Raw genomic sequence first — 15,265 nt, 5'->3', positions numbered from 1 at the left:
GGTGAGCGGCGGCCCCGCCGCCCGCCGGAGCGGGCGGCGGGGCCGCGTCGTCAGCTCCCTGCTGCGGCCTGCTCGGCGGCGGCGTTGGACTCGTCGAGCAGCGCCTGCATCCGGGGCTGGGTCTCGGCGAGGTAGTCGGCCGCGGTCTGCTTGCCGTCGAGCACCGGCTGGATGTTCGTCCAGAGCTCGTCGTACCACTCGGCGCCGTACGTGAACGCGGCGGGCATCGCGTGCCCGTAGTCCTCGACGATGTCGAGGAACTCCTGGCGGTTGGCCGGCGCGGAGTCGGGGACCGCGGCCCACTCGGCGGCGGCGTCGACGAGGTTGGGGACCTGGATGTTCGCGTCGACGAGCGTCTTCTGCGCAGCGGGGTCGGTCGACAGGTACGTCGCGAGCCGGACGGCGTTCTCCGGGTCCTTGGTGGTGCTGGAGACGCCGATCCCGAGCGAACCGATCCACGTGGCGCTCTCGCCGCCGCTCATCGACGGCCAGGGGATGAGGTCGTAGTCGAAGTCGAGCTCGTTGTAGACGCTCACGTCCCACGGCCCGACGGGGAAGAAGCCGATCGAGCCGGCCATCCACCGCTGGTAGGTGTCGAGGGTCGCGGCGTCGGAGGCCGACGGCGTCACGCCCTCGACGTTGGTGAGGTCGGCGAAGGTCTGGAGCGCCTCGGCGAACTCGGGCGTGTCGACCGTGACCTCGGTGCGGTCGGCGTTGGTCCAGTCGCCACCGTTGCTCCAGACCATCGACTGGAGGTTCCACTGGACGTTGAGCCCCGTGCCCCACTGGTCGACGGCGCCGTCGCCGTCGGTGTCGGTCGTGAGCTGCTTCGAGATCGCGACGAACTCGTCCCACGTGAGCGGGACGTCCTTGTCCGGCAGCGGGATGCCGGCGGCCTCGAGCATGGTCTTGTTGTAGCCGAACGAGAACGGGCCCACGTCCTTGGGCAGCCCGTACAGCCGACCGTCCGGCGTGCCCTGGAGCGTGCCGTCGAAGCGGTAGGAGTCGACGCCGTAGGACCAGATGTTGTCGAGGTCCACGCCCGACTCGGCGACCTGGTCGGTGATGTCCATGAGGACGCCCGAGCTCACGTAGGACTGCAGGTTCGCCTGCTCGAGGTAGAAGACGTCGGGCACGTTGTTCCCCGAGACGGCCGCCTGGAGCTTGGTCGAGTACTGGTCCGCGTCGGTGACGATCATCTTGACCGGGACGCCGGTCTCCTCGGTGAACCGCGTGATCGCGTCCTCGTAGGCCTTCTTCTCGTCCGGTCCGCCGCGGAACATGAACGTGAGCGTGTCGCTGCCGCCGGAGTCGCCGCTCGAGCAACCGGTCAGCGCGATGCCTGTCGCCAGTGCGATACCGACGACGGTGGTGAGTCGTGACTTCTTCATCACGGGTCCTCTCGTTCCTCAGGTGTCCTGGGAGGACGGCTTGCCTCGCTGCGGATCGGCGGTCGTCGCGTGGTGCGGCGGCCGGGGTCCGTGGTCTCCGTCGACCCGATTTACATCGATGAAAACGAACGGTTGCACGCGACGTGCCACCGGGTCAAGTCGGCCGGGTCACGAATCTACAACGATGGAAACTGATGGCGGGTCGGTCGTGGCGCCGGGTTGACGGGGCCGGGGGAGGCTCGGCATCATCCTCGTCTACAACGTTGTAGAGCGTCCGACGGCGGACGCTCGTGAGCGCCGAGGAGCCTTGCCGTGCACACCACCGCCACCACCCCGCCCATGGGGTGGAACTCGTGGGACTGCTTCGGGACGACCGTCACCGAGGCCGAGGTCCTCGCCAACGCCCGCTTCCTCGCCGCGCACATGGCCCACGTCGGCTGGGACACCGTGGTCGTCGACATCCAGTGGTACGAGCCGACCGCCCGCGCCGGCGGGTACAACGACGGCGCCCCCGTGCTGATCGACGACGACGGCGTCCAGCGCCCCGCGCCGGGACGCTTCCCGTCCGCGCAGGACCGGCTCGGGCTCGCGCCGCTCGCGGCGCAGGTGCACGCGCTCGGGCTGCGGTTCGGGATCCACCTGATGCGCGGCATCCCACGACGCACGGTCGAGGCGGACCTCCCGGTCCGTGGCACCCCGTACCGCACCGGCGAGATCGCCGACCGGACCAGCACGTGCTCCTGGAACTCCGACAACTACGGGCTGGACCTCGAGCACCCCGGGGCGCGCGCGTGGCTCGACACCCAGGTCGACCGCGTCGTCGGCTGGGGCGTCGACCTCCTCAAGGTCGACGACATGCTCGCCCCGTACCACGCGGACGCCGTCGAGGCGCTCGCGGGCGCGGTCGCCCGTGCGGCGGACCGGCACGGACGCGACGTCGTGCTCTCGCTCTCGCCCGGCACCGACCTCTCGCTCGCGCGGCTCGGCCACCTGCGCCGCCACGCCACCATGTGGCGGGTCTCCGACGACCTCTGGGACCGGTGGGAGGACGTCGAGGCCCAGCTCGGTCGCCTGGCGCGCTGGGCACCGCACCAGCGCCCCGGTGCCTGGGCCGACGCGGACATGCTCCCGCTGGGGCGCATCGGGCTCCGGGCCGAGCGCGGCGGACCGCGCGACAGCCGGCTCACGGTCGACGAGCGCCGCACGCTGCTGTCGCTCTGGTGCCTCGCACGGTCCCCGCTCTTCATGGGCGGGGACCTGCCGAGCACGGACCCGGCGACGATCGCCGACCTCGTGCACCCCGGCCTGATCGACGTCCTGCACCACTCGACGGGTGGAGCGGAGCTCGTGCGCGAGGGGGACCTCGTGGTCTGGGGCGCCGAGGGCACCGGTCCGTGCGCCGGCACGCGCTGGGCGGGCGTCTTCTCGACCGCAGACGCACCCGTGCAGGTGCGCGTGCCGGCCGCCGCCGCGGGCCTGGCCCCTCTCGCTCCCGGGGGTGCCGCGCTCCTCGACGTCGTCGACGTCTGGACCGGCGCCGGGGTCCCCGTCGACCCGGCCGGCGCCGTGACCGGCGGCGAAGCGGTCCTCACGCTCGACGTCCCCGCGCACGGGGTGCGCCTGCTGCGCCTCGACCCGCCCCGGCCGCCGGGCGGGGCACCTGCCTGACGGCCCGCCAGAGCGGGCCCGGGCACTGCCCCCGCACCGCGCACCACCGACCTCGTCACCACAGCACGACCCTGGAAGGACACCATGTACTCAGCGACCCTCACCCTCGATCCGGCGTTCGTCGTCGGGCCCGTCCGGCGCCGCACGTTCGGCTCGTTCGTCGAGCACCTCGGCCGGTGCGTCTACACGGGGATCCACGACCCGGACCACCCGACCGCCGATGCCGACGGGTTCCGGGGCGACGTCCTCGACCTGACGCGCGAGCTCGGCGTGACGACCGTGCGGTACCCGGGCGGGAACTTCGTCTCGGGCTACCGGTGGGAGGACGGGGTCGGGCCCGTGGGCGAGCGCCCCACGCGCCTGGACCTCGCGTGGCACTCGAGCGACCCGAACCTCGTCGGCGTCGACGAGTTCATGCGGTGGGCGGACAAGGCGGACGTCGAGCCCATGATGGCCGTCAACCTCGGGACCCGCGGTGTGCAGGAGGCCCTCGACCTGCTCGAGTACTGCAACGTGCCCGGCGGGTCCGCGTGGTCCGACCGTCGTCGGGCCAACGGCGTCGAGGAGCCCTACCGCATCAAGATGTGGTGCCTCGGCAACGAGATGGACGGGCCGTGGCAGATCGGCCACAAGACGGCGCACGAGTACGGGCGTCTGGCGGCCGAGACCGCGCGCGCCATGCGCCTCATGGACCCGGGCCTCGAGCTCGTCGTGTGCGGCTCGTCGAGCTCCGACATGCCGACCTTCGGGGAGTGGGAGCGGGTCGTGCTCACCGAGACGTACGAGCACGTCGACCACGTCTCGGCCCACGCGTACTACTGGGAGGAGGACGGCGACCTCGCGTCCTTCCTCGCGTCCGCGGTGGACATGGACCACTTCGTCGAGTCGGTCGCCGCGACCGCGGACGCCGTCCGGGCGGCGGGCAAGCACGAGAAGCGCATCCACATCTCGTTCGACGAGTGGAACGTCTGGTACCAGAAGCGTGCCGAGTCACGGCCGCCGTCGGGCGACGACTGGCCCGTGGCCCCGGTCCTGCTCGAGGACCGCTACAACGTCGCCGATGCGGTCGTCGTCGGGAACCTGCTCATCTCGCTCCTGCGGCACACCGACCGGGTCCACGCGGCGTCGCTGGCCCAGCTCGTCAACGTCATCGCGCCGATCATGACCGAGCCCGGTGGACGGTCGTGGCGTCAGACGACGTTCCACCCGTTCGCGCTCACGGCCCGGCACGCGGCGGGCGACGTGCTGCGGGTCGCGGTCGAGTCGCCCGCCGAGGAGACCGCGCGGTTCGGCGACGTGCCCGTGCTCGACGCGGTCGCGACGCACGACCCCGGCACGGGGGACGTCGTCGTGTTCGCCGTCAACCGCTCGACGACGACCCCGGTCGACCTCGACGTCGACCTGCGCGGCTTCCCGGGGCTGCGTCTGCTGGACGCGCGCACGCTGTCCAACCCCGACCACACGTGGCAGGCCACGGCCGACGACGCCACGAGCGTGGGGCCCGTGCCCAACACGTCGGCCAAGGTGGCCGACGACCGCGCCCGAGCGGAGCTTCCGCCCGTGTCGTGGTCGGTGCTGCGCCTGGGTCGCGCGTGATCGCGTCCCGGCGTGGGATCGCGCTCGCCGCGGGCGCGACCGCGGGGGTCGTGCTCGCGGCGGGCCTGGCCCTGGCGCTCGCCAGGCCCTGGGAGCCCCCCGCCGGGTTCGCGCTCGAGGTGTCGGGCGACGTGCGGGTGCACGACCCCGAGCTCGTCGTCGGCGAGGACGGCGAGCCGTGGTTCGTGTACTCGACGGGCGACGTCGCGGTCGGGTTCGGCGCACCCCAGGTCCGGCGCTCGGACGACGCCGGCCGGACCTGGGCCGAGGTCGGCACGGCGTGGGACGTCGCGGGCGACCCGTCCTGGGTCCGTGACGAGATCCCGGGCGTCACGAACTTCTGGGCGCCCGACCTCCACGAGCACGACGGGACCTGGTACCTGTACTACTCGGCGTCGACGTTCGGCAGCAACGACTCGGCGATCGGGTTGCGCACGGGATCGACGCTCGACCCGGCCGAGCCGGGGTACGGGTGGCGGGACGAGGGTCTCGTCGTGCGCTCGCGTCCGGGCGAGGAGAGCTTCAACGCGATCGATCCCGCGGTGGTCGAGACGACGGCAGGAGAGCCGTGGCTGTTCTTCGGCTCGTTCTGGGGCGGGATCCAGGCGCTGCCCCTCGAGTGGCCGAGCGGGAAGGTGGTCGAGGGGGCCGAGCCCGTGACGGTCGCGAGCCGGGTCGGGTCGCCCAACGCGATCGAGGGGGCTGCCGTCGTCGGCCGGGACGAGTGGTACTACCTGTTCACGTCGCGCGACGCGTGCTGCCGGGGGACCGACTCGACGTACAGCGTCGCCGTCGGCCGGTCGCGCGCGATCACCGGGCCCTACCTCGACGAGGACGGCCGTGACCTGGCGCGCGGGGGCGGGACCCCGCTCCTCGAGTCCTCGGGGTACGTCGTGGGCCCCGGCGGGCAGTCGGTCGACGAGGGGCGGATCGCGTTCCACTACTACGACGCCCGAGAGGGCGGTGACTTCCGGCTCGCGATCCATGAGCTCGCCTGGACGGACGAGGGGTGGCCGCGGGCTGCCGTGCTGCCGACCGAGGGAGGGCCGGAGGAGGGCTGAGCGACCTCGCGGCAGAGCCGCTCCCGACCGACCCGCACGAACGGGGCGAGGTACCGTTGATCCCGGTACGCCCCGTCGTGTCGGGTTCGTCGGCATGTTCTCGTGATCGAAACGTGACCCCAGCGACTATCGCTTCCTGCGTGTGAGCGCTAACATCGTTCACCAGGGGGTGTTAGCGGTCACATTCGGACCTTCGGCAGGACAGCTCGGTCGTCCCTCCGAAACCCCGGACGTGACCGGTCCGGCCGACGTGCGACGCAAGTCGCACGACGCCTGTCCCGGGGGTGGACAGGTCTCGGAGACGGACACCGACGCACCTGACAGCGCACCACCACGATTCGACAGCCCGACGACGGGCCGAAACGGTCTCGGCAAGGCACCGACGGCCGAATCTCAAGGAGGAGATCATGTTCAACAAGACCACGGCACGCGTGCGGTTCACCGGGATCCTCGCAGGCGCGGCAGTCCTCGCGCTCGCGGCCTGCGGCGGCGGCGGCACCGACTCCGCCGACGGCACCGAGGGCGCAGGCGGCGGCGGCGAGAACATCCGCGTCGGCTTCTCCCAGCTCGGCGCGGAGAGCGGCTGGCGCACCGCGAACACCGAGTCGGTCAAGGCCAACCTGACGGCCGAGAACGGGATCGACCTCACGTTCGTCGACGCGCAGCAGAAGCAGGAGAACCAGATCAAGGCCCTGCGCGACTTCATCGACCAGGACGTCGACGTCATCGCGTTCTCCCCGGTCATCGAGACCGGCTGGGACGAGGTCCTCCAGGAGATCAAGGACGCCGAGATCCCGGTCGTGCTCGTGGACCGCACGGTCGACACCACGGTCGAGGACCCGTTCGTCACGTGGATCGGCGCAGACTTCACGGCCGAGGGCGTCACGGCGGGCGAGTGGGTCGCGGAGAACGCCCCCGACGCCAAGGTCTTCGAGCTCCAGGGCACCATGGGCTCGGGCGCCCAGACCAACCGCCAGGAGGGCTTCCGCTCGGTCGTCGAGGACCAGATCGTCGGCGAGGCGACCGGCAACTTCACGCGCGCCGAGGGCAAGGCGGCCACCGAGGCCGCGCTCCAGGCCTACCCCGACATGACCCTGATCTTCGCGCACAACGACGACATGGGCCTCGGCGCCATCGAGGCCATCGAGGCCGCGGGCAAGGTCCCGGGCAAGGACATCCAGATCGTCACGGTCGACGGCGTCAAGGACGGCCTGACCGCGCTGCTCGAGGGCAAGTTCAACTTCGTGGTCGAGTGCAACCCGGCCTTCGGCGACCAGCTCCTCGAGCTCGTCAAGCAGGTCGCGGCCGGCGAGGACGTCGAGAAGGAGACCATCGTCGTCGACCAGGCGTTCGACCAGACGATCACGCAGGACGTCATCGACGCCCGCTCGTTCTGACGAGCAGCACCCGGCGGCTCGTCGCCGTGCCCGCGGCACGGCGAACCCCGGGCCGCTCTCACCGCAGGCGGGGCGAGACCCTCGCCCCGCCTCCGGTGACCTGAGCACCAGCACCTTCCCCAGGACGGAAGAACAACATGTCAACGACGACTGCAGCGGACGCGGCGCCCGTGGTGGAGATGACCGGGATCACCATCGAGTTCCCGGGCGTCAAGGCTCTCGACGGCGTCGACCTCACGCTGCGCCCCGGCGAGGTCCACGCCCTGATGGGTGAGAACGGCGCCGGCAAGTCCACCCTCATCAAGGCACTCACCGGGGTCTACCGGATCGATGCCGGGCGCATCGTGGTCTCGGGCTCCGAGCACCGGTTCACGCGGACCCGCGACTCCCAGGACGCGGGCATCAGCACCGTGTACCAGGAGGTCAACCTCTGCTCGAACCTCTCGGTCGCCGAGAACATCATGCTCGGCCAGGAGGTGCGCTTCGGCCCCTTCATCAACTGGCCCGCGACACGCCGCAAGGCGCGCGAGCACCTGGCCCTCCTCAACCTGGACATCGACCCGTCGTCGGCCCTGTCCTCGCACTCGATCGCGGTGCAGCAGCTCTGCGCGATCGCGCGGGCCATGGTCGTCGACTCGAAGGTCCTCATCCTCGACGAGCCCACGTCGAGCCTCGACAAGGCCGAGGTCGCCGAGCTGTTCGACGTGATCCGCTCGCTGCGGGACAAGGGCGTCGCGATCCTCTTCGTGTCGCACTTCCTGGACCAGATCTACGAGATCACCGACCGCCTGACGATCCTGCGCAACGGCCGCCTCATCTCCGAGCACCTGACCAAGGAGCTCCCGCGCATGGAGCTCATCTCCGCGATGATCGGCCGGTCGGGCGAGGCCCTGGCGGACGTCGAGGAGCGCGCGCACCGGGTCGCGTCGGAGCACGACGAGGCCCCCCTGCTCCGGGCCGTCGCCCTGGGGCGCGACGGGTCGGTCGAGCCGTTCGACCTCGACGTGCACGCGGGCGAGATCGTCGGTGTCGCGGGGCTGCTCGGCTCGGGGCGCACCGAGGTCGCGCGCCTGCTGTACGGCGCCGACAAGGCGGGCAGCGGCACGCTGACGTTCGACGGCACGACGCGCGCCGCGACCCCCCTGACCTCGATCAAGCGAGGCGTCGCGTTCTCCTCGGAGGACCGCAAGAAGGAGGGCATCATCGGGGACCTCACGGTCCGCGAGAACATCGCCCTCGCGATGCAGGCGAGCCGTGGCCCGTGGCGACCCGTCCCGGCCAAGGAGCTGGACGCGGTCGTCGAGCGGTACATGAAGGCGCTCAACGTCTACCCGGCCAACCCGAACATGCTCATCAGGAACCTGTCGGGCGGCAACCAGCAGAAGGTCCTCCTCGCCCGGTGGCTCGCGACCGAGCCCCGTCTCATCATCCTCGACGAGCCCACGCGCGGTATCGACGTGGGTGCGAAGGCCGAGATCCAGCGCCTGGTCGCCGAGCTCGCCGGCCAGGGCATGGGCGTCGTCTTCATCTCGTCCGAGCTCGACGAGGTGCTGCGCCTGAGCCAGCGCGTCGTCGTCATGCGGGACCGCCAGAAGATCGGCGAGATCACCAACGGGCCCGACGTCACGTCCACCACGATCCTCGAGACGATCGCAGCGAGCGGGAGCGCATCATGAGCACCACCACCACGACCCCGTCGGCCCCGCCGACGGCGTCCGGCAGCCCCAGGCCCCAGGGTGCCCGGGCCGCCGTGCGTCGCGTGACGCACCACCACCTGTTCTGGCCCGTCGTCGCGCTCGTCGTCATGCTCCTCGCGTGCGGCCTGCGCAGCCCGGGGTTCCTCGACGTGACGATCATGGACGGCCACCTGTTCGGTCAGCCCGTCGACATCCTGCGGGCCAGCGCCACGCCGCTGCTGCTGGGCATCGGCATGTGCCTGGTGATCGCGACGGGCGGCATCGATCTCTCGGTCGGTGCCGTCATGGCGATCTCGCTCGCGGTGTCGTTGACCTACATCGACGCGAGCGGTACGGGCGGGACGGTCGGCACCGCGCTGACGGCGGTCGCGATCGGCCTGCTGGTCGCCGCGGTGATCGGTGCGTTCAACGGCTTCCTCGTGACGGTCCTGGGCATCCAGCCGTTCATCGCGACCATGATCCTCATGGTCGCGGGGCGCGGTATCGCGATGCTCATCACCAAGGGGCAGATCACGACGACGACGAGCCCGCCCTTCAAGTCGATCGGCTCGGGGTTCGTCCTGGGCATCCCGACGCCCGTGGTCATCGCAGCGGTCGTGTTCGCGCTGGTGGCGCTGCTGGTGCGCCGGACGGCCCTCGGCATGCTCGTGGAGTCGATCGGCATCAACCGTGAGGCCAGCCGCCTCGCGGGGGTGCAGTCGCGGAACATCACGTGGTTCGTGTACCTGCTCTGCGGCCTGCTCGCGGGGCTCGCGGGCATCGTCTACGGCGCCCCGACCATGGCCGCGGACGCCAACAACATCGGTCTCATGAAGGAGATGGACGCGATCATGGTCGTCGTCCTGGGCGGCACCAAGCTCGACGGCGGCAAGTTCAGCCTCGCGGGCGTCGTGGTCGGTGCGCTGCTGCTCTCGACGCTCGAGCGTGCCGTGGTCATCTTCCACATCAGCTCGCAGATCACGCCCCTGTTCAAGGCGCTCGTGCTCATCATCGTGTGCATCGCGGCCTCCGAGCGGCTGCGGTCGCTCCTCACGTCGCGACTACCGAGGAAGCGCCCGGCGCCGGGCACGGGAACGTCGACGCCGAGCGCGCAGGAGGTGACGGCGTGAGCACGGTCGAGACGGCGCCCCAGGCGCCCAAGAGCTCTCAGCAGGGCAAGGCTCCGCGGGGTGGCCACGACACGGGTCTCGTGGCACGCCTCGCGACGCACCCCGTGGTCCGCAAGCTTGCGGACCGCCGGCTCCTGCCGGTCACGGGCACGCTCGTGGCCCTCGCGGTCATCCTCGTCGTGGGGCAGGTCCGCTACAGCACCGACCGCCGCGATTTCCTGAGCATGCGGCTCTTCTCCAACCTGCTGGTCGACAACTCGTACCTGATCGTCCTCGCGATCGGCATGACCTTCGTGATCATCACGGGCGGGATCGACCTGTCGGTCGGCGCCGTGGTGGCCCTCGTGGGACTCGTCGTGGCCAAGCTCCTGATCGTGGGGGCACCGCTCCCCGTGGTCCTGGTCCTGGGCGTGCTGATCGGCACGACGTTCGGCCTGCTGATCGGTGTGATGGTCCAGTACTTCGACATACAACCCTTCATCGCGTCGCTCGCCGCGATGTTCCTCGCGCGTGGCTTGGCCAACGTCGTGAGCGTCCAGTCGCTCGCGATCAAGGACGAGGGCTTCGCGGCCCTGGCCTCGTGGAAGATCAAGTTCGGCGAGGGGCGTGAGGCGTGGAGCATCAACCTCAGCATGGTCGTCGCGCTCGTCGTCCTGCTGCTCGCGGTCTACCTGCTGCACTACACGCGCTTCGGCCGCACGGTGTACGGGCTGGGCACGGGCGACAACGGCACGGCCGTGAACCTCATGGGGCTCAAGGGCAGCTCGACCAAGGTGTGGGTCTACGTGATCAGCGGCACGTGCGCCGGGATCGCCGGCATCCTGTTCGCGCTCTACACCAAGTCGGGGTTCAACCTGACGGGCATCGGGATGGAGCTCGACGCGATCGCGGCGGTCGTGATCGGCGGCGCGCTGCTGACCGGTGGCGGCGGGTTCGTCCTCGGTTCCGTCGCGGGCGTGCTGGTGTACGGCCTGATCCAGGTGCTCATCGCCCGTGAGGGCCTGGACTCCTGGTGGACCAAGGTCTTCATCGGTGTCGTCCTGCTCGCGTTCGTCCTGCTGCAGCGGGCCATGACGTTCCGTCAGGGGCGCGGCAGCGCGACCTAGCGCACCCGGCACCACCACAGCGCGGTCCGTCCAGGGGGCGGGCCGAGAAGGACCCGGAGGTGGCACCCTCCCGGTCGAGCCCGTCCCGGCTGGTACCCGGGGCCGGCTCGGAGGACCGGGAGGGTGCACCCGCCGGGCGCACCCCGTACAGCAATGGAGCGCACGGGACACACCCGCCATCGCTCCTTTCCTCGTCGCAGCAAGGTTGGAGCAACGTGATCATCTCTCATCCCTCTGCGCGCGGGTCGTCCCGCGGCAGGACGACCCGCCCCTGGGCGGCCTCCGTCGCGGTCCTCGCACTGGCGGCGACGACCGCACTGGCGGTCGCGCCGGCCGCGGTCGCGGTCGCGGTCCCGGAGCCGGTCCTCCCGGCCGACGCCTGGGTCGACCAGTTCGACTCGGCCGAGCTCGGCTCGGCGTGGGACGTCGTCAACCCGGTCCCGTCGGCGTGGTCGCTCGCGACGACGCCCGGGTCGTTGACCCTGACGTCCCAGACGGGCGACACCTACCAGGAGGCGAACACCGCGAAGAACGTCTTCATGGTCGACGTCCCCGTGGGTGACTTCACGGTCGTGACCAAGGTGTCGGCCCCGGTCGGCAAGGTCTACCAGGGCGCGGGCCTCATCGCGTGGAAGGACATGGACAACTACGTCCGCGCGGGCCTGACGTACGTGGGCGGCCTGTCCCCGTCGGCGCGCGCGATCGAGCTCGACAACGAGACGGGCGGGTCGTTCTCGGCAGCGTCGTTCACCGACCGTGCGGGCTCGACCGGGGAGACGCTGCGCATGCAGCGCACCGGCGACACGCTCGCGGTGTCGTACTGGGACGCGACCGCGGGGGACTGGAGGCCCGCGGGCTCGACGACCGTCACGTTCGACGTCACGCAGGTGGGCCTGTACGCCCTCGCCGCACAGGACGGCTCGAGCCACACCGCGACGTTCGACTACGTCGCGGTCGACGCGGCGGAGGGCAAGGACGTCGTCCCGACGGGCACGTTCTCGCTCGTCGGTCCGGCGGACAGCAAGCACCTGGTCCTGACGGACACGGGTCTGTCGTTCGTCGCGCAGCGTCCGGCGTCGCCGCTGGGCCTGGTGGCCACGGCGGTGGCGGGCGGGCCCGACGGCGCCGCGACCCTCGCGCAGGCGGGTACCGGTCTGCCGGTGGTCGTCGCGGGCGACGGGCGCCTCACGCTCGGGGCCGCGGACGCGACCCCGGCCCAGGTCCGGCTGACCGACGTGGGCGGCGGCAGGCTCGCCCTGCGCGTGCCGGGCGCCGCTGCCGGGGAGTTCGCGGGAGTGCGCGCCGCGGACGGCGCCCTGGTGCTCGGTGCCGAGGAGGCTGCGGCGAGGCTCACGCTCACCGCGCTGTCGTCGGCCGAGCACACGCTCGCGATCGACGCGGCGGGCGAGACCGTCGAGATGAGCGAGGACCTGTACGGGATCTTCTACGAGGACATCAACTACGCCGCGGACGGCGGGCTGTACGCCGAGCTCGTGCGCAACCGCTCGTTCGAGTTCAACTCCTCGGACAACTCCTCGTTCACGGGGCTCACGGCCTGGGAGCGGGTCGCCCGCAACGGCGCCACGGCGACCACGACGGTCGTGACCGACGCGCAGCGTCTCAACGACAGCAACCGGTACTACCTGCGGCTCGACGCGTCGGCGCCCGGCGCCGGCATCCGCAACGCGGGCTTCAACACGGGCTTCTTCCTCGAGAAGGGGGAGAAGTACGACGTCGAGGTGTGGGCGCGCTCCGCCGTCGGGCAGGACCTGACCGTGCAGGTGGAGGACGCCGCGGCGGGCACCACCTACGCGACCGGGAAGGTGCGCGTCGACGGCACCGACACGTGGAAGAAGTACGCGGTGACCCTCACCGCGACCGGCACGACCTCCGCCGGGCGCCTCGCGGTCCTCGCGGGCGCCGCGGGCACCGTGCGCCTCGACATGGTCTCGCTCATGCCGCAGGACACGTGGGTCGGGCCGGTCAACGGCAGGACCCACCTGCGCAAGGACCTCGCCGAGAAGATCGACGCCATGAACCCGCAGTTCCTGCGGTTCCCGGGCGGCTGCGTGACCAACGCGGGCACGTTCGACACCTACCTCGAGAGCAACGGCACCGACCGCCGGCGCACGTACCAGTGGAAGGAGACCATCGGGCCGGTCGAGGAGCGGGCCACGAACTGGAACTTCTGGGGATACAACCAGTCGTACGGGATCGGGTACTACGAGTACTTCACGTTCGCCGAGGACCTCGGCGCGACGCCTCTGCCCGTCCTGTCGGTCGGGGCCAACGGCTGCGGCAGCACCATCCCCGAGATGAAGGACGACGTCCGGATCCAGCGCTGGGTCCAGGACACGCTCGACCTCGTCGAGTTCGCCAACGGTGACGTCACGACCGAGTGGGGCGCGGTGCGCGCCGAGCTCGGGCACCCCGAGCCGTTCGGCCTGAAGTACCTGGGCCTGGGCAACGAGGAGAACACCAAGACGTTCGAGGCGAACTTCCCGAAGTTCAAGGACGCCGTGCGCGCCGCGTACCCGGACGTCCAGATCATCTCGAACTCGGGTCCGGACGACACGGGCCAGCGGTTCGACGAGCTCTGGGAGTTCAACCGCGCGCAGGAGGTCGACCTGGTCGACGAGCACTACTACAACGACCCGAGCTGGTTCCTCGAGAACGCCGACCGCTACGACGACTACGACCGCGAGGGCCCGCACGTCTTCCTCGGCGAGTACGCGTCGCGCGGCAACACGTTCTTCAACGCGCTGTCCGAGGCCGCCTTCATGACGGGCCTCGAGCGCAACTCCGACGTCGTCGAGCTCGCGTCCTACGCGCCGCTGCTCTCCAACGAGTCGTACGTGCAGTGGTCGCCCGACGCGATCTGGTTCGACAACGACGAGTCGTGGGGCACGCCCAACTACTACGTCCAGGAGCTGTTCGCGAACAACGTGGGCGACGAGGTCGTCCCGTCCGTGCACGGTGCCGACGCCTCGGCCGAGCCCGCGCTGGACGGAGGCGTCTTCCTGTCCACGTGGTCGACCAGCGCGTCGTACGACAACGTCACGGTCACCGACAACGCGAGCGGCGACGTCCTGTTCCAGGACGGGTTCGACGACGCCACGCAGTGGTCGCCCGTGACCGGGACGTGGGCCGCGCAGGACGGCGTCTACACGCAGTCCTCGACATCGGTGACGGACGCGCGCTCGATCGTCACGGGTGCCTACGCCAAGGACTGGAAGAACTACACGCTCGAGCTCGACGCCCGCAAGATCGCCGGGTCCGAGGGCTTCCTCGTGGGCTTCGCCGCGGGCGGACCGAACGACTACTACTGGTGGAACATCGGCGGCTGGAACAACACCCGCTCGGTCCTCCAGCGGGCCGACGGCGGCAGTGCCGCCGAGGTCGCGGCGGTCGAGAACAAGAGCGTCGAGACGGGCCAGGGCTACAAGGTCAAGGTCGTCGTCCAGGGCAGCACGATCCAGCTCTACCTGGACGGCCAGCTCCAGATCTCGTACGAGCAGCCCGCGGCGAAGTCGCTCTACCAGGTCGTCACGCGCGACGAGGAGTCGGGCGACCTCGTGGTCAAGGTCGTCAATCCGACCGCGACCTCGGCCGACACGGCCGTGACGGTCGCAGGCCAGGAGATCGCGGCCCAGGCCACGATCACCGAGATGGTCGGCGCGCCCACGGACACCAACACCAAGGCGAACCCGCGGGCGATCGTGCCCGTCGAGCGGACCTGGGACGGGGCGTCCAACGCGTTCGACTACACGTTCCCGGCCTACTCGGTCACGTTCCTGCGGCTCCAGGCGGCAGGGCCCGCGGTCGAGCCCGTGGACCTCGCGGTCACGGCCAAGGCGCAGTGCGTCGCGGGCCGGGCGAACCTCACGGTGCGTGCGGTCAACGGTGAGGACGAGGCCGTGAGCGTGGCGCTCACGACGCCGTTCGGCACCAGGACGTTCGCGTCGGTGGCGCCGGGCAAGAGCGCGTCGCAGTCGTTCAACAGCCGTGCGGCTGCGGTCCCCGCGGGGACCGCGACGGTCGTGGGCACGATCGGCACGGGAGCCGGGGCCCGCTCGACGACGTTCGACGTCGAGTACCCGGCCACGACCTGCGGCTGACGACCGCACCGGCTCCGCCGGGGTCGCGAGGTCCTCTCGCGGCCCCGGCGTGAACCCTCCGGTCCAGACGGGCCGGTGACAGGACCAGCACGACCAGCAGGACAGCACGACCAGCACCACAA

9 protein-coding genes are annotated in these 15,265 nt (G+C 70.9%); 8 read left to right on the top strand and 1 reads right to left on the bottom strand.

The window, feature by feature from the left end:
* Positions 1–50: 50 nt before the first annotated feature.
* Positions 51–1,391, bottom strand: a complete 1,341-nt coding sequence (locus NHG27_RS04520) for an ABC transporter substrate-binding protein (protein WP_497014883.1) — start codon at positions 1,389–1,391, stop codon at positions 51–53.
* A gap of 312 nt (positions 1,392–1,703) precedes the next feature.
* On the opposite strand from NHG27_RS04520, the gene NHG27_RS04515 reads away from it, so the two are divergent.
* The 8 genes from NHG27_RS04515 to NHG27_RS04480 all read left to right on the top strand — a co-directional run bounded on the left by NHG27_RS04515 (position 1,704) and on the right by NHG27_RS04480 (position 15,143).
* Positions 1,704–3,059, top strand: a complete 1,356-nt coding sequence (locus NHG27_RS04515) for a glycoside hydrolase family 27 protein (RefSeq protein WP_321575540.1) — start codon at positions 1,704–1,706, stop codon at positions 3,057–3,059.
* A gap of 84 nt (positions 3,060–3,143) precedes the next feature.
* On the top strand, positions 3,144–4,655 hold the full coding sequence (gene arfA / locus NHG27_RS04510) for an arabinosylfuranosidase ArfA (protein WP_193721448.1): 1,512 nt from the start codon (positions 3,144–3,146) through the stop codon (positions 4,653–4,655).
* Complete coding sequence (locus NHG27_RS04505) at positions 4,652–5,716, top strand: arabinan endo-1,5-alpha-L-arabinosidase (protein ID WP_321575541.1); 1,065 nt, start codon at positions 4,652–4,654, stop codon at positions 5,714–5,716. The genes arfA and NHG27_RS04505 overlap by 4 nt, the downstream gene beginning before the upstream one ends.
* Before the next feature lie 407 nt (positions 5,717–6,123).
* Complete coding sequence (locus NHG27_RS04500) at positions 6,124–7,113, top strand: ABC transporter substrate-binding protein (protein WP_193721450.1); 990 nt, start codon at positions 6,124–6,126, stop codon at positions 7,111–7,113.
* 137 nt (positions 7,114–7,250) lie between these two features.
* Positions 7,251–8,789, top strand: coding sequence for a sugar ABC transporter ATP-binding protein (locus NHG27_RS04495; protein ID WP_193721451.1), 1,539 nt, complete (start codon positions 7,251–7,253; stop codon positions 8,787–8,789).
* Positions 8,786–9,919 (top strand): ABC transporter permease, encoded by a 1,134-nt coding sequence (locus NHG27_RS04490; protein WP_193721452.1) that lies wholly within the window; start codon positions 8,786–8,788, stop codon positions 9,917–9,919. Before NHG27_RS04495 ends, NHG27_RS04490 begins: the two co-directional genes overlap by 4 nt.
* Positions 9,916–11,025 (top strand): ABC transporter permease subunit, encoded by a 1,110-nt coding sequence (locus NHG27_RS04485; RefSeq protein WP_497014882.1) that lies wholly within the window; start codon positions 9,916–9,918, stop codon positions 11,023–11,025. Before NHG27_RS04490 ends, NHG27_RS04485 begins: the two co-directional genes overlap by 4 nt.
* 215 nt (positions 11,026–11,240) lie before the next feature.
* Positions 11,241–15,143, top strand: a complete 3,903-nt coding sequence (locus tag NHG27_RS04480) for an alpha-L-arabinofuranosidase family protein (protein ID WP_497014881.1) — start codon at positions 11,241–11,243, stop codon at positions 15,141–15,143.
* The last annotated feature ends 122 nt before the right edge of the window (positions 15,144–15,265 follow it).

It is taken from the genome of Oerskovia sp. 140933, assembly GCF_059651515.1.
This window is presented reverse-complemented; position numbering and strand designations above follow the sequence as displayed.